Genomic DNA, 18,420 nt, shown 5'->3' on the forward strand with positions numbered 1-18,420 from the left:
AAAGATCTCCGCCCTACGATCGAAATACCGCCGCGCATCCCCCTGCAAGCGGAGCGCACATGAAGAAACTGGCAACAATGGTGTTGGCCGCGGCTCTGGCCGCGTTTGCGGTCCCCGCGGCACAGGCCGCGGGCAGCACTTTTCCCACGCCGACGGGGCAGAAACCCGTCAGCACGACCATCAAGGTCCCCGCCGGCGGCTACGACGGTGGCATGCAGCGGTTCTACGGCACCGGGAACCTCGGTTCCGGCGGCCAGGGCGAGAACCAGGGCCCGATCTTCCAGCTGGCCGACGGCGCGACGCTGCGCAACGTCGTGCTCGGCGCGCCGGCCGCGGACGGGGTCCACTGCCTCGGCACCTGCACGCTCACCAACGTGTGGTGGGAGGACGTGGGTGAGGACGCGGCCACGTTCAAGGGCACGTCGTCGTCGCAGACCATGACGGTCAACGGCGGTGGCGCGCGCAAGGCGTCGGACAAGGTGTTCCAGCACAACGGGCCGGGCACGATGACGATCCGCAACTTCCAGGTGGACGACTTCGGCAAGCTCTACCGGTCCTGCGGCAACTGCGGGACGCAGCACAAGAGGCACGTCGTCCTGGAGAACATCACCGCGTTCTCCCCCGGCAAGAACCTCGTCGGCATCAACACCAACTACGGCGACACCGCGCGGTTCTCCCGGATCACGATCGTCGGCGACAGCAGCCGGAAGATCGCGATCTGCGACAAGTACCAGGGTGTCACGAGCGGTGAGCCGAAGAAAATCGGAACCGGTTCCGACGGCACGCACTGCCTGTACCAGTCGTCGGACCTGACTTACCGATGAACGGGAAATGCCCCGGCCGCCGGCCGGGGCATTTCTCACCACACTTCAAGAGTGTGAACTGCGATGTGTTCTCCATTCCAGTCGTCGCCGATTCCCGGCAGCCGGGAAAGCACGACGTTCCCGTCCTCGTCGAGCGGGTCGGCGAGGGAGTTCCGGTGTGGCGGTATCCGGTCGAAGTCGACGTGCGGGTGCAGCAGACCGCGTTCGTACCACCGGCCCGCGTCCGTCGCCCCGAGCACGGTGAGGCTGCCGCTGCCGTTGCCGTGGATCTCGCAGTCGACGTTGAACGCCTCGGCCAGGTGCACGGTCTTGAGCACCGGCGTGATGCCGCCGCTGCCGGCGGGACCGGCCCGCAGGATGTCGCAGGCACCGCTGCTGACCCACTCGGCGCGGGTGTGGTGCTTGCCCCACGCCACCTCCGGACCGATCACCGGGATGGCCAGCTGCTCCGCGAGCCACCGGTAGGAGCTGACCGAGGCCTCCTCCATCGGTTCCTCGAACCAGTAGAAGTCGAGCTCCTCCAACGCCTTGCCGAGCTTGAGCGCCTCGGTGCGCGAGTACCAGTGGCTGGCGTCGAGCATCAGCGCGACGTCCGGCCCCACGGCCTCCCGGACCGCCCGGCACGCCTCGACGTCGCGGGCGACGCTCGGCGCACCGGGCACCGGCGGCATCCAGGTGTGCAGCTTGATCGCGCGGTATCCCGCGGCCACCAGCTGTTTCGCGAAGTCGGCGTAGTCGCCGGGCGTCGCGAGCCCGTCCGTGTCACCGCACATCGTGCTGGCGTAGGCGGGCAGCCGGTCACGCGCACCGCCGGCCAGCTTCCACGCCGGCAGCCCGGCCTTGCGCGCCACGAGATCCCACAGCGCCTGGTCCACGAACCCGAGCGCGCGGTCGGTGAACCCGCCGTGCGCACCCCGTTGCCTGCGCGCGAGCAGCCGCCACAGCCGTTCCCGGTCCCACGGGTCCTGGTTGATGAGCACAGGCTTGACGTGCTTGTCCAGCACGGCCGGCCGCAGCTGGTCCGGCTGCACCTGGCAGTACCCGGTCACCCCGTCGGTGTCGGTGATCTCCAGCAGCGCCTCGGTCACCTCGTGCTCCGGCGCCGGGTGCCGGTGCCCCTCAGCGTCGACGGACGTGCACGCGGTCGTGGTGAACGTGCGCACGACGACCCGTTCGATCATTTGCGCTTCTCCCAGTCCTGCTGGGCGGTGGTCAGCTTGGCTGCCAGCTGGTCGAGGAACTCCTGCGCCTGCATCTGCCCGAGCAGCACCTTCTGGTAGAGCGGCTCGGTGTCGGTCTTGGTGATCGACGAGTACTCCGGCAGGTGCACCGGTGCCGGCACCAGCACGGTCGCCGGGTCCTCCAGCACCCCGAGCGCCATCTTCACGGCCGGGTTCTTCTGGATCCACTCGGCGTTGCGCACGTCGGTGTTCGCCGGGATCTGCCCGACCTTCTCGTTCCAGTACCCGTTGCTCTCCGGCGAGACCAGGAACTCGACGAACCGCCACGCGGCATCGGCGTTCTTGCTGCCCTTGAACACCGCGAAGCCGTCGGTCGGGTTCGGCACGACGGTCCGCTTGCCAGAAGGCCCCTTCGGCAACGGCATGGCGCTGACGCGTTCCGGCCCGAGCGTCTTCATCACGTCGGCCGTCGACCCGAGGTTGTGGTGCATCATCGCGACCGAACCACCGGTGAACTGCGCGACCATCTGCGTGTAGTTGTTGTTGACGTCCGCCTCGGGCGTGGCCTTCTTGTACAGCCCCGCCACCTTGCGCACGAGCTCGGCGTTGCGCGGGTCGGCCACCGTGCTCTTGCCGCCGTCGTAGAACTTCTCGACACCGGAGTACGAGTACGCCTCGGTCAGCAGCTGGAAGACCGACCCCGCCCCACCGCGGATGGTGAACCCGTACTGGTTGGCCGCCGGGTTCGTCAGCTTGGTGGCCGCCGCCACCAGCTCGTCCCAGGTCACCGGCTCCTTGATGCCGTTCTCCTCGAACCGGTCCGAGCGGTACCAGACCACGTCCATGTTGCCCGACGCGGGCACGGCGTAGAGCTTGCCGTCGGCCGAGGTCTGCCGCACGGTCTCCACCAGCCCCGGGATCAGCTTCCCCTTCAGCGAGCTGCCCTCCAGCCGCTCGTCGACCGGCTCCAACGCGTCCTGCCCGGCCAGGTGCGCGAGGTAGGACGTGGTGACGCCACCGACGTCCGGCGTCGACCCGCCCGCGATGGCGGTGTCGTACTTCTGCTGCACCGACGAGCTCGGGATGCCGACGTAGTCGACCTTGACGTCCGGGTTGGCCGCCTCGAACCGCTTGATCAGCTCCTCGTAGATGGGCGTGCGGCCGGGGCCGCCGTTGTTGTCCCAGAACGTGATCGTCGTCTTGCCGTCCTGGGCTCCGGCACACGCGCTGAGCAGGAGTGCCAGCACGACCAGCAGTGCTCTCATGTCCTCTTCCTCATCCCTTGACCGCGCCGGCGCTCAGTCCCTGCACCAGGAACCGTTGCACCACGGCGAAAACCAGCACGACCGGCACCGCGGCCACCACGCCGCCCGCCGCGAGCGCCCCGAAGTCGGTGTTGAACTCGCCGAGCGCGTAGCTCAGCCCGACCGGCAGCGTGAACTTGTCCTGCTTGCTGGCGAACATCAGCGCGAACAGGAAGTTGTTCCAGGCGCCGATGAACGCGAACGACCCGACGGCGACGAGTGCGGGGCGCAGCTGCGGCAGGGTCACCGCGAAGAACGCCCGCAGCCGTGAGCAGCCGTCGACCATGGCGGCCTCTTCGAGCTCCACCGGCACGTTGCGCACGAACCCGCTCATCAGGATCAGCGCGAGCGGCAGCTGGAACGCCGTGTCCGCGATGATCAGGCCGGTCAGGCTGTTGAGCAGCCCGGCGCCCTTGAAGATCACGAACAGCGGGATGAGCAGCATCGCGCCGGGGATGAACTGCGTGCACAGCAGCGCCAGCAGGAACACCTTCTGGCCGCGGAACTTGAAGCGTGCCAGCGCGTAGCCGCCCATCAGCGCGAACACGGTGACCACGACCAGGGTGCCGAGCGCGATGATCAGGCTGTTCTGGAAGAAGAGCCCGAACCCGATGCCGTTCCACACCGTGTCGAAGTGCTCGAGCGTGATCGGCCAGGGCACCAGCGCGGTCTCCCCCGCCGGCCGGAAGGCGAAGACGAGCATCCAGTAGAACGGGATGAGCGTGAACAGCAGGTAGAGGACCAGTGGCAGGTGCAGCCGGAAGTACCGGCTCGGATCGCGGTGCTTCTTGCGCTTCGGCGGTGGCGGTGGTGGGTCGAGTGCCACTTCCGGGCGGATGAGGGTCTGGGTCATGCCCGGCTCCCGAACTTGGACAGCCTCAGGTAGAGGATCGAGAAGAACAGCAGGATCACGAAGCCGGCCATCGTGAGCGCCGAGCCGTAGCCGAAGTCGTGCGAGTCGACGGCTTTGCGCGCCACGTACAGCGGCAGGGTGGTGGTCTGGTTCGCCGGGCCACCGCCGGTGAGGGTGTAGATCAGGTCGACGTTGTTGAACTCCCAGACGGCCCTGAGCAACGTCGACAGCACGATGGCGTCGCGCAGGTGCGGCAGGGTGACGCTGATGAACCGCCGCCACCGTCCGGCGCCGTCGACCGACGCGGCCTCGTACAGGTCGTTGGGGATGGTCTGCAGGTCGGCGAGCAGCAGGATCGCGAAGAACGGCACGCCGCGCCACAGCTCGGTGACGACGGTCGCGGGGAACACCGTGTCCGGGTTGCCGAGCACCGACGTGCCGGGATCGCCGATCCCCCACTGCGCGAGCTGCTGGAAGATGCCCGTCGACGGGTTGTACAGCAGGATCCAGATGCCGGTGGTGAGCACGCCGGACACCGCCCACGGCGAGAACACCAGCGAGCGGGCCATTGCGCGGCCGACGAACGTCTCGTTCACGATCAACGCGAGCACCAGGCCGAGCACGAGCTGCAGCCCGACCTCGACGAACACCCACTTGGCGCTGAACACGAGGCTCTGCCAGAAGAGCGGGTCCTCGAACAGCATGCGGCGGAAGTTCTCGAGGCCGATGAAGCCGTTCTTCCACGGTTGCGTGACGGTGTGCTGGCGGAGGCTGAACCACCCGACGCTCGCGATCGGGTACACCAGGAACACGAGCATCAGCACGAGTGTCGGGGCGATCAGGGCGTAGGGCGCCCAGGCGCGGGTCCTCACGCGGGGTTCCACCCGCCCAGGTAGGCGGACTTCGTGTGCTGCCGCGCCTGCTCGTCGGTGAGCTGCGGCCGGTCGGCGCCCGTGCCCGCGCCCAGGCCGGTGTTGCGGTACTCCGCGAACCGCGCTTCACGCCAGGGGAAGCCGGACATGTCCGTCCACGGCGCCTGCTTGATCGCCGCGGGCAGCTCGGTGTCGCGGACGACGACCTGCGCGACCGCGTCCGGGTCACCGCCGGGGTGCCACGGCCTGCCGAGGAAGTAGGTGTTCGCCGGGGCGTCGCTGCGGATCCTCGAGTTGACGATCAGGAACCCGTGCGGGTTGTCGCGCCGGGTGCTGGCGGCGGTCACGTAGCCGTTCGGGTCGCCGCCGCGGTTCAGCGCCGTGATCGTGGCGCGGTCGAACACGGCCGTGGCGCGGCCGAACAGGAAGTCGACGTCGCCGGTGATCGCGCAGTCGCGGTAGAGCTGCCTCGACCGCGTGCCGACGTCCGGGGTGTCCGCGTACAGCGTGTCCTGGTGTCCTTCGAAGTGCACGCGGTCGAACAGCATCCGGTCACCGGTCGCCTTGACCGCGACGGCCTGGGTCGCGGTGATCTCCGGGTGCCGCGCGCGGTCGAACGAGTTGCGGAAGGTGAGGTTGCGCGCGGTGAACCCGTCCGCGGCGATGGTGGCGGTCGCGCTGCCGGTGGTGCCGTACGTGGTGCCGTCGGGTTTCTTGGTGCCGCTGGCGTTGTCGTAGTCGATCACGACGTCCTGAGCCCGTCCGGTGGCGCCGCGCAGGGTGAGCCCGCGCTTGCTCGCCGGGATCTTGACGACCTCGCGGTAGACGCCCTTCGGCAGGGTGATCACGCCACCTGCCGGCGCCGCGTCGACCGCCGCCTGCACGGTCGCGAACCCCCTGCCCACCACGAGGTGGTGCCCGGCCGGCTGCGCGCCCGCCTTCAGGTGCCTGATCCGGTGCGCCGGTTCCAGGCCGCGGTTCAGCGTCGGGGTCCAACCCGCGTCCGTGCCGAGGACCTTGTCGGGGTTCGCCGCGTTGAACGCGTCCACCAGGCTCACCGGCCTGCCGTCGACCAGGTTGCCGGTGTCGGTGAGCGCCGTGCCGCCCCAGTTGTAGACGATCTTCTCGGGCGCGATGCCGCGGATGAAGTTGTTCTGCGCGAACAGTTGTGAACGCACACCAACACCCCAGCTGTACACCGGCTCAGCGCCCTCGTAGAGGTTGTTGTAGACGTGCACCTGCCCGAACCGCACGCGGGGCGCGCGCTCCTGCACGTTGCGGAACACGTTGTGGTGCACCGAGACGCGCAGCTTGCCGGGGTCGGTCGTGGAGGTGTTCGACGAGCCGATCAGCATGGTCTTGCCGTGGTCGGCGAACACGTTGCGCGACACCGTGACGAGGTCCGAGCCGCTGGTGATGTCGAGCTGCCCGTCGTGCACCTGGTACGGCCGTCCGAAGTAGAGCGGCTGGGTGCTGTCGAGATTGGGCTCGTCGGTGAACGTGTTGTGGTCCACCCAGACGTGCTCGGAGCGCTGCAACGACACCGAGTCGTAGAGCGAGTTCCAGTTGCCGGGCGGCGCACCGGGGCTGTTGTCGTTGGGATCCCACCGCGGGAAGCAGTCGTGCGTGTCGCGGAAGGTCAGGTTGCGCACGATCACATTGCGCACACCGTGGATCCGCAGGCTGCCGCCGGTGATCCCGGCCCCGCGCCCGACACCGATGATCGTGGTGTCCGAGCCGACGTTCACCGCGATGGCCGCCTCCTGCCGCTTCGCCGACGCGACCCGCGCGTCCTCCAACGGCCCTTCCGGCTCACGCTCCCACCCCCAGACCGCCGGGTCGTACGCCGCGAGGTACCCGGCCTGCGTGTACCCGTCGGTCGCATAATCCGTGCAGCGCAACGGTTTCCCGTCCGCTCCCGTGTTCGCGTCGATCACACCCCTGACTTTGACGATCCGCGGCCCCGGCGCCGCCAGCGCCGCCACGAGCTCCGCCCGCGTCCGCACCTCGTGCACGTTCCCGGCAGGCGCCGCCGCACCACCGGTCGTGCCGGACCCGCTGGACGCCCAGCCGTCACCGGCGGCCAGCACCTGCCTGGCCGGGTCGGGCCCCGCCTGCGCGCTCACACCGGCCATTCCGGTGCCCAGGCACGCCAAAACCACCGCACCAACGAAAAGCCGCATCGGGGAATGCCCTCTCGATCGACTGATTCACATTCTTGAACGCCGTACACGATCGTGAAACGAGATTACGAACGTTTCCGAGGCACGTCAACGAAGTGAATTCATTCGACTGCGCGGCTCGACATTCGACGATGTTTCGACTCGAATGCCGTCGAATTACACGCGGCGCGGAAGATTGGTCCGATCAGGGCGTGATGAATCCGCACGCCCACGCCGGAGCCGATCGGCCGGCACCACACGACCGTGGCGGAACTGCGGCGGAACTCCGCGCGCGGGACGTTCGGCACAACCACCGCTCCCGTGCGGCTCGTCGCCGCGAGCGAGAACGTGGTCGACGACCGGCGCAACATCCACCGTGCTCGTCCCCATCTTCGACGGTCTCGACGGGATGACACCGCCCGAACGGCGGGTGGCGGCGGTCAACCGCCTCAACCTGAGCCTGGCCGACGATCGGCCGTTCGTGCTCACCTGCCGGATCGACGAGTACCGGCAGGTGAGCACGGCAGGCTTCCGTGGCGGCTCATGCGGCTCCTCGACTACGCCCACGCCCTCGGGGTGTTGCGGCAGTCGGGCAACGTCCACCAGCTCCGGCACCTGCGTCTGCGCGACCGGCTAGCGCGGCACGTCGACCTCTGAGGTAGCGGCGGGCGGCCGCAACGCCGGTACGAGCGCGAGTGCGGGCAACAGCAACAACGGCACGATCAGCAGTCCGCGCAACACCCCTACCTCGTCACCGAGGAACCCGACGACCGGCGGCCCGGCGAGGAACGCGGTGTAGCCGATCACGGCGACCACGCTGACCCGTGCCGCCGCGTGCGCGGGGTCGTCCGCCGCGGCACTCATGCCGACCGGGAAGCCCAGTGCGGTGCCGAGGCCCCAGATGGCCACGCCCGTGACCGCCAGGGCCGGTGAGCCGGCGAACACCGCGAGCGTCACCCCGCCCGCCGCCAGCAGCATGGTGGTGATGAGCACCGGCACGCGGCCCCAGCGGTCCAGTGCGATGGTGCCGACGATCCGGCCGAAGGTCATGGTCGTGACGAACACGCCGAACACCAGCGCGCCGGTGCCGGGGTCGAACTCGTAGCCGTCGACGAAGGCCAGCGCCACCCAGTCGTTGGCGGTGCCCTCGGTGAACGCCAGCACCAGCACGAGCGCGCCGACCAGCAACGTGCGCGGTTCCCGCCACGCGGCCAGGACACCGCTGCCGCGGCCGTGTTCCGCCTCGCCGGCGAAGCGGTAGGTGCGCGCGGCCAGCAGGGTGCCGGCCGCGACCACGGCCGCGACGACGACCAGGTGCGCGGTCACCGACAGGGTCGCCCACGCCACCAGTGAGGTCAGGCCGGCGGCGGCGACCGTGCCCAGGCTCCACATCGCGTGGAAGCGCGGCATCACCGTGCGGCCGAGCGCGCGTTCCACCTCGGCCGCCTCGACGTTCATCGCGACGTCGCAGGTGCCGGAGCCGTACCCGAGCACGAAAATGCCGATCGCGGTCAGCGCCACCGACGGCACCGCGCCGATCCCCACGCCCGCGACCGCGAGCCCGGCGGCGACCGTCATCGCGGAGAGCTCCACCGTCCGCCGCGGACCGAGCCGGTGCGTCACCTCGCCCGCGGTGAGCATCGCCAGGAACGCGCCCGCCGACATCGACAGCAACAGCAGCCCCAGCGCGCCCGCCGTCAGCCCGAGCGCGTCCCGGGCGACCGGTACACGTGAGAACCAGGTCGCCACGGCCACGCCGTTCAGCCCGAACGTGACAGCAACCCCCGCTGCGGCTGCCCTGACCAGACCCCTCGGCAACGTGACGGCCATTCCGGTGCCCCTTTCTCGATCCACAAACCCATACCCCACACGTGGAAGCGCTTCCATGGCAATACTGTCGACATGGGACAACGCACCGCCACGCTGGACGACGTGGCACGCGCCGCAGGCGTGTCACGGGCGACCGCCTCACGTGTCGTCACGGGACAGGGACCGGCCTCGCAACGGGCCCGCGACCGGGTCGCCGCCGCCGTGACCGAACTCGGCTACGTGCCCGACGCCGCCGCCCGCGCACTCGCGAGCCGCAGCGGCACCCGACTCGCGGTGGGTGTCATCGGCCGCACCGACGCCGTGCTCGACGACCCGTACGTCGGCCGCGTCCTGACCACCGCCGCGCACACCGCCGCCGAACGCGAGGTCGGCGTCTCCCTGCACTGGCTACCCTTGCACGACCCGTCGTCACTCGCGCGCCTGGCCAGCACCCGCGGCCTCGGCGGCCTGCTGGTCGTCAACCCCACCCAACCCGCACTCGACACGGTCCCGCGAGTCCTGCGCGGCCGGGTCGCCGCGATCGGCGTGGGCACCAGGCACGTGCCGTCGTTCGACGTCGACAACAGCACCGGCACCGAGGGCGTCGTCCGCCACCTCGCGACCACCGGCCGCCGCCGGATCGCGATGGTCACCGGCCCGCCCTGGCTCCCCTGCGGCGACCGCGCCGTGGCCGCCTACCGCCAGGTCGTGCACGACTGCGGCGGCGAGACCAGGGTCGTGGCCGGCGACTTCACCGCCGCCCGCGGCACCGCGGCCGCGATCGAGATCATGACGCGCTGGCCGGACACCGACGCCGTGTTCGCGCTCAGCGACCTGACCGCGCTGGGCGTGCTGGACGGGCTGCACGCGCTGGGTGTCAGGGTGCCGGGTGACGTGGCGGTGCGGGGGCCGCGGCACGTGCGGTGCTGGACCGGGAAGGTACGGACCTGGCGACGTTCTACCCGTCGATGCTGGTGGTGCGGGACAGCGCGTGACGTGCGTGGTTGGGCGTGCCGGTCGGTTGGGCGTGCCGGTCGGTTGGGCGTGCCGGTCGGTGAGGTGGGCAGCGAGGGCCGGCGCGCAGTCAGCTGCGCGGCGGCACAGGGACCGTCACGGGAACCGGTCCGTGTTCGCCCAGGTCGAGACGGGCTCCGTCACTCCAACGAGTGAAGCTTGTCCTGATGCCGTCCTCAGGGCGTCCATTTCTCGTCCGGATGTGGTGATCAGCCACGCCCCGAAATGTGGAAACGCGGGAGAGGGTGATCGAATCAGGAATTCTCAGCACGCACGACAGGTGTGGCCGACCAACGCTGATTGGCCCCGGAAGTCGCCTGGTAGAGGCCGATCCTGGCACCGTCCTCACGCGACTCACCGGTGACGTCGAGCAACGCCCCGGTCTGGACGTTCACGAACGTCCAGGTGCCGTCCCCGGTCGACGACAGCACCCAGCGCGCGGCCGGCCCGTCCGCCGAGCCCAGCACGACACCGCCGTTCGCGGCGGCGATGCGCTGGCCGGTCGCAAAGTTGATGATGGAGAACTGCGCGCGGTGGTCGTAGCCGCCGGTGCGGCGCTCCAGCCGCCAGACCTGGTCGGCGGCGGCCGGGTCGGTGGTGCGCTGGACGAGCGAGGTGCCGGCCGGCGCCAGGGACTTGCCGCTCTGCACGCCGATGAGCCGGTGGTCGCCGGCCAGTGCGGCGGCGCGGTTCACGCCGCTGACGCCGGTGACCTCGAACGTGGTGACCGAGCGCGGCGGCACGGAGAGGGTGGCCTTGCGGTCGCTCACCCGGACTGCCGCGCCCTTGACGAGTGCGCCCTGCTCGTCGGTCACGACGGGGCGGACGGTCGCGTTGGGGCGCACCGAGGCGAAGGCCGACAGGTCGAGGGTCACGGACTGGGGCTGGGGTGACTTGTTGAGGTGCACCAGCGACTTCAGCTCGGTGTTGCGGACCGCGGCGACGTCGGTGGTGGTGTTGACCTTGACCAGGCGGTCGCCGGGTTTGAGGTAGTGGGTGAAGTTGCGCAGGGTGTGGAACTTCGTGTTGACGCGGGCCGGGCAGGTGGCGAGCGTGTCCTGCGGTCCGCAGTCGAAGGGGATCTGGACGACGCCCCAGTTCATGCCGTTCGGGGACTCGGCGCCGGGGGTCATGTTGTTGTAGTCCTCGATCGCCTGCCAGAGCAGCCAGGCGCGGGGTTCGAGCTCGCGGAGGTCGTCGATCACGCGCTCGGCGATGCCGAGGCCGGGGTCCATGTCGGTGAAGCTCTGGCCGGTGCCCCAGTGGCCGTCGACCTCGCTCATCCACAGGGGCTTGGCGGCGCCTTTGGCGATGTCGCGGGCGGTGGTGCGGCGGGCGGTGCCGTAGGTGTGGACGTTCAGCTGGGCGACGTCGGCGCGGACCGCGGCGGGGTAGCCGGCCCAGTTCTCGGCGAAGATGGCGGGGTTGGTCTCGTCCGGGGCGGAGACGGTGGCGCGCAGGCCGTTGGCGCGCAACGACGAGGCCATCGCGGGGATCACCTTGGCCTGCAGGGCCGGGCTCAGGTGGGCACCTTCCTGGCGGCCTCCGGTCGGGTTGCCGTCCGGGCCGAGGGTGGTGCGCCAGTACGGGGTGTTGGGCTCGTTGAACGGGTCGACCGTGGCGAACCTGATGCCGTGGGCGCGTTCCAGCTCTGCGGTGGCCTGGGCGAGGTAGGCGGTGAAGTCGCCGATGCGGTCCTCGCGCAGCTGGTCGGCGGTCGGGTCGAAGCCGCCGGAGACGTAGCCGCTCACCGTCTGGAACCACGGCGGGGAGTTGCTGAAGGACTCCCAGCGGTCGACCTGCGACTTGACGCGGTCGACCCACCAGCGCTGGCGCGGGTCCGCCGCGGCGTCGAAGAAGCGCGGGTCGCCGGGCTTCCACCAGTCGGTGTCCGTGCGGGTCGTGCCGGCGGGTGCCTTCCACCAGCCGGGGACCGCGGCGCCCGCTCGCAGGTACGGCGGCACGTCCGGGGCGTTGCCGCCGCCGATGTTGTAGCGGGCGATGTTCAGGTTCAGGCCGTTCTCGCCGAACAGGAGCTCCGCGAGGTGGTTGCGGATCTCGTCCGGGTAGCCGCCGGTGGCGTTCGCGAACCACACCAGGCTCGTGCCCCAGCCCTGGAACGGCTCCTGCTGGTAGGTCGGGTCCGGCCGCACGGTCACCGACTCGACGGCGCCGGCGGCCGGAACCGCGGTGGACAGCGTGACCGCGGTGGCGGCCAGCACAGCGAGCAGTCTGGTCATCGGTTCTCCGTTGAACGCGCGATGTTCACGCTAACAACTACCGATGTCGCCCTGGGGCGTCAAGGTCCTGCCGAACGGAGGCGCACCCGTTCGGCAGGACCCCCGGAACGCCGCCCCGAGGAAGAGGCTCACCTGAGCGAACAGGTGGCGAAGCGCTCCAGTCCCTGCGGCCGCGTGCCCACGCGGCCGATGGCGATCTCGATCCGGTCCAGCGCGGCGGTCCGCTTGCTCGCCAACGGGCCCAGGATCGCGTTCTGCACGAAGTTCGGGCCGCCCTGGCCCGTGGAGGTGCGCAGCCTCTCGGTGGCCTCCGCCTGCTGCTTGCCGAGGTTCGCGAGCTCGCGGTCGACCTCGGCGCGCGCGGCGGCGGGGACCTCGGCGAGCACGGGCGACGGGCAGTCGATCGTCTGCCCGGCCCCGGTGTTGCCGGCGCCGCCCGTGTTACCGTTACCGCCAGTGTTTCCGGTACCCCCGGTGTTGCCGGTGGACGCACCGGTCGTCGCCGACGGCGCCGACACCGCGGGCGTCTGACCGAGTCCGCAGGTCGCGAACCGCTCCAGGCCCTCCGGCTTGGCCGCCACCCGCCCGATCGCGGTCTCGATCCGGTTCAGCGCCGCGACCCGCTTGTCCCGCAACGGTCCCAGGATCGCGTTCTGCACGAACGCGGGACCGCCCTCACCCGCCGACGTGCGCAACCGGTTCTGCGCCTCGGCGATCTGCTTGTCCAGGTTGGCCAGCTCGCGCTGCACCTCGGCCTGGGCCTGCGCGGGCACGGCGGGAACCACCGGCTGCGGGCAGGCGATCGACCCGTCACCGCCGGCGGATCCGGTGGTGGCCGCGAAGGCGACGGCCGCGGTCACGGCGGTCAAGGTCGCGGCCACCGCGCCTCCCGCGATGAGCCGGCGCTTGCCCCGCTCCGGTCGTGCATGTGCTCTCGTCATGTTCGAACCCTCACGACTTGGTGGTCTGCGTGTGCCGGCACTCCGGACTACGGACCGGGATCGTGAAGGGTTCAACCAGTTGTGAGCGTTCACAGTCGAAGCGGGGCCAACACGGTCAGCCGAGCCCCAGCGCCAGCCGGTGGTAGGCCTGGTTCCAGCGCAGCCGGTCGCCGAACGACGCGGGTGTCGTGTCGCCGTCGATCAGCACCAGCTCGGTCGCCACCATCTGGGCGAAGTCCCGCAGCACCTCCGCCCCGACCGCCTGCGTCATCACCGTGTGGTGCGGACCGCCCGCGGTGAGCCAGCACTCGGCCGACGTCGAGAGCGACGGCGCGGGCTGCCACACCGCACGGGCCACCGGCAGCTTCGGCAGCGGCTCGTCGGGTGCCACGACCGTGACCTCGTTGGCCACCAGGCGGAACCGGTCACCCAGGTCCGCCAGGCCGATCACCACGGCCGGGCCGGTCGCCGCGTCGAACACCAGCCGCACCGGGTCCTCCCGGTCGCCGATGCCCAGCGGGTGGACCTCGCACGACGGCTGCGCCGCCGCGATCGTCGGGCACACCTCCAGCATGTGCGCGCCGAGGATCTTCGGCGTGCCCGGCCCGAAGTGGTAGGTGTAGTCCTCCATGAACGACGTGCCGCGACCGGTCCCAGTGCCCATCGCCTTGACCGCGGCCAACAACGCCGACGTCTTCCAGTCGCCCTCGCCGCCGAAGCCGTAGCCGTCGGCCATCAGCCGTTGCACCGCGAGGCCCGGGAGCTGCCGCAGCCCGCCGAGGTCCTGGAAGTTGGTGGTGAACGCACCGAACCCGCCCTCGTCCAAAAAGGACCGCAGACCGATCTCGATGCGGGCGGCGTACCGCAACGAGTCGTGCCGCTCTCCCCCACGCCCGAGCTCCGGCGCCAGCCGGTAGGCCTCGGCGTAGTCGGCGACGAGCAGGTCGATGTCGGCGTCCGGCACCGCGTCGACCACCTCGACCAGGTCGTTCACGCCGTAGGTGTTGACCGAGACGCCGAACCGCAGCTCCGCCTCGACCTTGTCGCCCTCGGTCACCGCGACGTCGCGCATGTTGTCGCCGAACCGGGCCAGCCGCAGCCCGCGCAGGTGCGCGCGACCGGCCGCGGCGCGCGCCCAGCCGTCGATCCGCTGCGCCACCACGGGATCGCTCGCGTGCCCGGCCACCGTCTTGCGGGCCACGCCGATCCGCGTCTGCACGTAGGCGAACTCCCGGTCGCCGTGCGCGGCCTGGTTCAGGTTCATGAAGTCCATGTCGATGGTGGACCACGGCAACGCCTCGTTGAGCTGCGTGTGCAGGTGCAGCAACGGCTTGCGCAGCAGGTCCAGCCCGGTGATCCACATCTTCGCCGGCGAGAACGTGTGCATCCACGCGATCACGCCGATGCACGACGGGTCGTTGTTCGCCTCCTGCATGATCGCGCGGATCGCGGCGGAGTCGGTGAGCACCGGCTTCCACACGATCTCCGCGCTGATCCTGCCGCTGTCGCCGAGCATCCGCTGGATCTGCTGGGACTGCGCGGCCACCTGGTCGAGCGTCTCGGGGCCGTAGAGGTGCTGGCTGCCGGTGAGGAACCAGATCTGGGGCTTGTCCGGCATGTGCTCTCCTTCTGGGCTCACTGGCCGTAGACGTTCTGGTAGCGCTCGTAGAGCCGGTCGACGTGCTGCTGTTCGATCACGTCCGGCTGGCCGAGCTGCCGGGCGAAGTGGACGGTGCGGGCGACGTCCTCCAGCAGCACCGCGGCCTTCACGGCGGCGCGTGCGGTGGCGCCGACGGTGAACGGGCCGTGGTTGCGCATCAGCACGGCCGGAGACCTGCTGGCGCTCAACGTCTCCACGATCCCCCTGCCGATCGAGTCGTCGCCGATCAACGCGAACGGCCCGACCGGGATCTCCCCGCCGAACTCGTCCGCGATCATCGTCAGCACGCACGGGATTGGCTCACCGCGCGCCGCCCACGCCGTCGCGTAAGGGGAATGCGTGTGCACGACACCGCCGACGTGCGGCATGTGCCGGTACACGTAGGCGTGCGCGGCCGTGTCGGAGGACGGCGCCAGCTCACCTTCCACGAGCGTGCCGTGCAGGTCCGTCACGACCATCGCGTGCGGCCCCAGCTCGTCGTAGGACACCCCGGACGGCTTGATCACCATCAGCTCGTGGTCGGGCACGCGCGCCGACACGTTGCCGGCCGTCCAGCTCACCAGTTCGTACCGGGTCAGCTCGCGGTGCAGCTCGGCGACCGTGCGCCGCAGCTCTGCCGTGGCGGACATCAGCTCTTCCTCCCCAGTGCGTCGCGGCGGTACTGGCGCAGGCGGTGCATGACGTCGTTGGCGCCGCGGCCGAAGTAGTCGTGCAGCTCCTGGTAGTCGAGGAAGAGCCGCTCGTAGGCCTCGACGTTCTCCGGCACGGGCGTGACCACGTTGCGGCGCACCGAACCCATCGCGGCCGCGGCCTTGCGGATGTCCGGGTACGCGCCCGCGGCCACGGCGGCGTGCATCGCGGACCCGAGCGCGGGGCCCTGCGCCGAGCCGATCACCGACAGCGGCAGGTTCACGACGTCGGCGTAGATCTGCATCAGCAGCTCGTTCTTCACCAGCCCGCCGGCGATCACCAGCTCGGTCACCGCGACGCCGGAGTCGGTGAAGGCGTCGATGATGACCCGCGTGCCGAACGCGGTGGCCTCCAGCAACGCGCGGTAGACGTCCTCGGCCTTCGTCGCCAGGGTCTGCCCGACGACGACACCGGACAGCTCGTGGTCGACCAGCACGGACCGGTTGCCGCTGTGCCAGTCGAGCGCGATGAGCCCGTGCTCCCCCACGGCCTGGCCGGCGGCGAGCTCGGTCAGCAGCTCGTGCACGGAGATCCCGCGTGCGGCAGCCTGCTCGTGGTAGACCGGCGGCACCCCGCTGCGCAGGAACCACGCGAAGATGTCGCCGACACCGCTCTGCCCGGCCTCGTAGCCCCACAGCCCCGGCACGATACCGCCGTCGACCACCCCGCACATGCCGGGCACCTCGCGCAGCACGGCACCGCTCATCACGTGGCACGTCGAGGTGCCCATGATCGCGACCATCTGACCGGGCTCGACGGCCTGCGCGGCCGGCGCGGTGACGTGCGCGTCGACGTTGCCGACCGCGACGGCGATGCCCTCCGGCAGCCCGGTCCACTCCGCGGCCTGCGCGGTCAGCGAGCCGGCCCGGTCGCCGAGCGCGGACAGCGGGTGGTCGAGCTTGTCGGCGACGAACCCGGCGAACTCCGGGTTGAGCTCCCCGAGGAAGTCCTCGCCGGGGTAGGCGCCGTCCTGGTGGATGCCCTTGTACCCGGCGGTGCAGGAGTTGCGCGTGTAGGTGCCGGTGAGCTGCCAGACGATCCAGTCCGCGGCCTCGACCCAGTGCGCCATCGCCGCGTAGACCTCGGGCGCCTCCTCCAGCACCTGCAGGCCCTTGGCGAACTCCCACTCCGAGGAGATCAGTCCGCCGTAGCGCGGCAGCCACGTCTCGCCACGGGTGCGGGCGAGCTCGTTGATCCGGTCGGCCTGCGCCTGGGCGGCGTGGTGGCGCCACAGCTTCACGTAGGCGTGCGGGTTCTCCGCGAACTCCGGCAGGTCGCACAACGGCGTGCCGTCCGCGGTGACCGGCACCATCGTGCAGGCCGTGAAGTCGGTGCCGATCCCGACCACCTGGGAGGGCGAGATCCCGGCCGCCTCGACCGCCTGCGGGACGGCGGTGCGCAGGACGTCGAGGTAGTCGGCCGGGACCTGCAGCGCCCACTCCGGCGGCAGCGGACGGCCGGTCGCGGGCAGCACCTGGTCCACGACCCCGTGGCGGAACTCGTGGACGGCGGTGCCGAGCTCGGCGCCGTCGTGGACGCGCACGACCACGGCGCGGCCGGACAGCGTGCCGAAGTCGACACCCACCACGCACGCGTCGCGGTCGATCGTCATGTCAGTCACGGCCTGAGTGTTATCGCTAACATTCACGCCGTCAAGATGCGCCGTGAACATCGTGATTTCCCTGCAAGAACACGGAACCGCACTGCCGTGAGCGCACGACAAAACGCCCGCCGGGGTGGTTCCCGGCGGGCGGTGAGCGGGGCGTGCGGACGACAGCACGGCGGCGCTACCGCCAGTCAGGTGACCGCAGCAGCAACCGGGACCGTCCTAGGCAGGCGGCGGTGCCACGCTGTCGCGCAGCACCAGCAGCGGCGCGACCGTCCGCTGCGGGCGGGCGGTCTCACCGTCGCTGAGCTGCTCCAGCAGCAGGCCGAGCGTCTCGCGCGCCACGGCCGCGAAGTCGGGGCGCACGGTCGTCAGCGGCGGGATGAAGTAGGCCGCCTCCGGCACGTCGTCGAAGCCGATGACGCTCACGTCGTGCGGGACCCGCCTGCCGCGCTCGCTCAGCGCCCGCAGCAGGCCGAGGGCCAGGTGGTCGTTCGAGCAGAACACCGCCGTGACCTCCGGCATCCGCGCGAGCATCTGCCCCGCCCGGTACCCGGAGGCAGCGCTCCAGTCGGCCGTCACCACCGGCGGCACCTCGGCGCCCATGTTCTCGAGCGCGCGCCGCCAGCCCGCGACGCGGCCGGCCGCGTCGAACCAGTCGGCGGGGCCGGAGACGTGCCACACCGTCTTGTGGCCCTCCTCCAGCAGGTGGCTGGTGGCGTCGAACGCACCGGCCGCCTGGTCGACCGTGACCAGCGGCGTCGGCCGTTCCGGGTCGCCGTCCACGGTCACCAGCGGCACGCCGGCCGGCACGTCGGCCAGCGCGTCGGCGGCCGAGGAGGTGGGGGCGATCACCACGATGCCGGCCACGCGCTGGTCGCGGTGGCGTTCGACGGCCGCGGCGATCGAGTCGCGGTCGAGGACCTTGACCCTGCCGACGCTGACGGCGAACCCGGCCTCGCGCGCCGCCTCCTCGAAGGCGGACAGCAGCGAGGCCGGGCCGTACAGCGTCGAGTTCTGCGCCACCACGCCGATGAGCTGCGTCTTGCCGGTGACCAGGGCACGGGCCGCGCGGTTGGGCCGGTAGTCCAGCTCCTTGATCGCGGCCTGCACCCGCAGCCTGGTCTGCTCACGGACGTTGGGGTGGTTGTTGAGCACGCGCGAGACCGTCTGGTGGGACACCCCAGCGAGTCGTGCGACGTCGGTCATCGCGGGGTCGCGCGAAATCTTCTGGTCCACGGACGGTCTCCGATCCTCAAATCTG

General features: G+C 70.6%; 14 protein-coding genes. 2 read left to right on the forward strand and 12 right to left on the reverse strand.

Annotation, left to right across the window (positions count from 1 at the left end; translation table 11 throughout):
- Positions 1 to 59 precede the first annotated feature (59 nt).
- The gene (locus tag BBK82_RS39475) at positions 60 to 824 is read left to right on the forward strand and encodes a pectate lyase (protein ID WP_154697772.1); all 765 of its coding nucleotides are present in this window, start codon (positions 60 to 62) and stop codon (positions 822 to 824) included.
- 35 nt (positions 825 to 859) lie between these two features.
- On the opposite strand, the gene BBK82_RS39480 is transcribed toward BBK82_RS39475, so the two are convergent.
- The 6 genes from BBK82_RS39480 to BBK82_RS39505 form a co-directional block, all read right to left on the reverse strand.
- Positions 860 to 2,005, reverse strand: coding sequence for an enolase C-terminal domain-like protein (locus BBK82_RS39480; protein ID WP_065919496.1), 1,146 nt, complete (start codon positions 2,003 to 2,005; stop codon positions 860 to 862).
- Positions 2,002 to 3,270: an ABC transporter substrate-binding protein gene (locus BBK82_RS39485; RefSeq protein ID WP_065919497.1), complete on the reverse strand. Its 1,269-nt coding sequence runs from the start codon at positions 3,268 to 3,270 to the stop codon at positions 2,002 to 2,004. Before BBK82_RS39485 ends, BBK82_RS39480 begins: the two co-directional genes overlap by 4 nt.
- A 10-nt stretch (positions 3,271 to 3,280) precedes the next feature.
- Complete coding sequence (locus BBK82_RS39490) at positions 3,281 to 4,162, reverse strand: carbohydrate ABC transporter permease (RefSeq protein ID WP_065919498.1); 882 nt, start codon at positions 4,160 to 4,162, stop codon at positions 3,281 to 3,283.
- On the reverse strand, positions 4,159 to 5,034 hold the full coding sequence (locus BBK82_RS39495; RefSeq protein ID WP_154697773.1) for a carbohydrate ABC transporter permease: 876 nt from the start codon (positions 5,032 to 5,034) through the stop codon (positions 4,159 to 4,161). The genes BBK82_RS39490 and BBK82_RS39495 overlap by 4 nt, the downstream gene beginning before the upstream one ends.
- Complete coding sequence (locus tag BBK82_RS53250) at positions 5,031 to 7,196, reverse strand: pectinesterase family protein (protein WP_218920475.1); 2,166 nt, start codon at positions 7,194 to 7,196, stop codon at positions 5,031 to 5,033. Before BBK82_RS53250 ends, BBK82_RS39495 begins: the two co-directional genes overlap by 4 nt.
- A 633-nt stretch (positions 7,197 to 7,829) precedes the next feature.
- Entirely contained in the window at positions 7,830 to 9,026 is a 1,197-nt protein-coding gene (locus BBK82_RS39505) for an MFS transporter (RefSeq protein WP_065919501.1), read from the reverse strand.
- A 72-nt stretch (positions 9,027 to 9,098) separates the two neighbouring features.
- Here BBK82_RS39505 and BBK82_RS39510 point away from each other — a divergent pair, with 72 nt between their 5' ends.
- Positions 9,099 to 10,175 carry a LacI family DNA-binding transcriptional regulator gene (locus tag BBK82_RS39510; RefSeq protein ID WP_218920476.1) on the forward strand — a complete coding sequence of 359 codons (1,077 nt, stop codon included), beginning with the start codon at positions 9,099 to 9,101 and terminating at the stop codon, positions 10,173 to 10,175.
- Positions 10,176 to 10,273: 98 nt separating this feature from the next.
- On the opposite strand, the gene BBK82_RS39515 is transcribed toward BBK82_RS39510, so the two are convergent.
- From BBK82_RS39515 to BBK82_RS39540, 6 genes are all read right to left on the reverse strand, one after another.
- Positions 10,274 to 12,259, reverse strand: a complete 1,986-nt coding sequence (locus BBK82_RS39515; RefSeq protein ID WP_065919502.1) for an RICIN domain-containing protein — start codon at positions 12,257 to 12,259, stop codon at positions 10,274 to 10,276.
- 128 nt (positions 12,260 to 12,387) lie between these two features.
- Positions 12,388 to 13,200 carry a hypothetical protein gene (locus BBK82_RS39520; RefSeq protein ID WP_065919503.1) on the reverse strand — a complete coding sequence of 271 codons (813 nt, stop codon included), beginning with the start codon at positions 13,198 to 13,200 and terminating at the stop codon, positions 12,388 to 12,390.
- A gap of 115 nt (positions 13,201 to 13,315) precedes the next feature.
- Positions 13,316 to 14,818, reverse strand: coding sequence for an L-arabinose isomerase (gene araA, locus BBK82_RS39525; RefSeq protein ID WP_065919504.1), 1,503 nt, complete (start codon positions 14,816 to 14,818; stop codon positions 13,316 to 13,318).
- Positions 14,819 to 14,835: 17 nt separating this feature from the next.
- Positions 14,836 to 15,489: an L-ribulose-5-phosphate 4-epimerase gene (locus tag BBK82_RS39530; RefSeq protein ID WP_065919505.1), complete on the reverse strand. Its 654-nt coding sequence runs from the start codon at positions 15,487 to 15,489 to the stop codon at positions 14,836 to 14,838.
- Positions 15,489 to 17,162 carry a ribulokinase gene (araB, locus tag BBK82_RS39535; RefSeq protein ID WP_065921720.1) on the reverse strand — a complete coding sequence of 558 codons (1,674 nt, stop codon included), beginning with the start codon at positions 17,160 to 17,162 and terminating at the stop codon, positions 15,489 to 15,491. The genes BBK82_RS39530 and araB overlap by 1 nt, the downstream gene beginning before the upstream one ends.
- A 216-nt stretch (positions 17,163 to 17,378) precedes the next feature.
- Positions 17,379 to 18,365, reverse strand: a complete 987-nt coding sequence (locus BBK82_RS39540) for a LacI family DNA-binding transcriptional regulator (protein ID WP_065921721.1) — start codon at positions 18,363 to 18,365, stop codon at positions 17,379 to 17,381.
- Positions 18,366 to 18,420 lie beyond the last annotated feature (55 nt).

It is taken from the genome of Lentzea guizhouensis (assembly GCF_001701025.1).
Taxonomy (GTDB): domain Bacteria; phylum Actinomycetota; class Actinomycetes; order Mycobacteriales; family Pseudonocardiaceae; genus Lentzea; species Lentzea guizhouensis.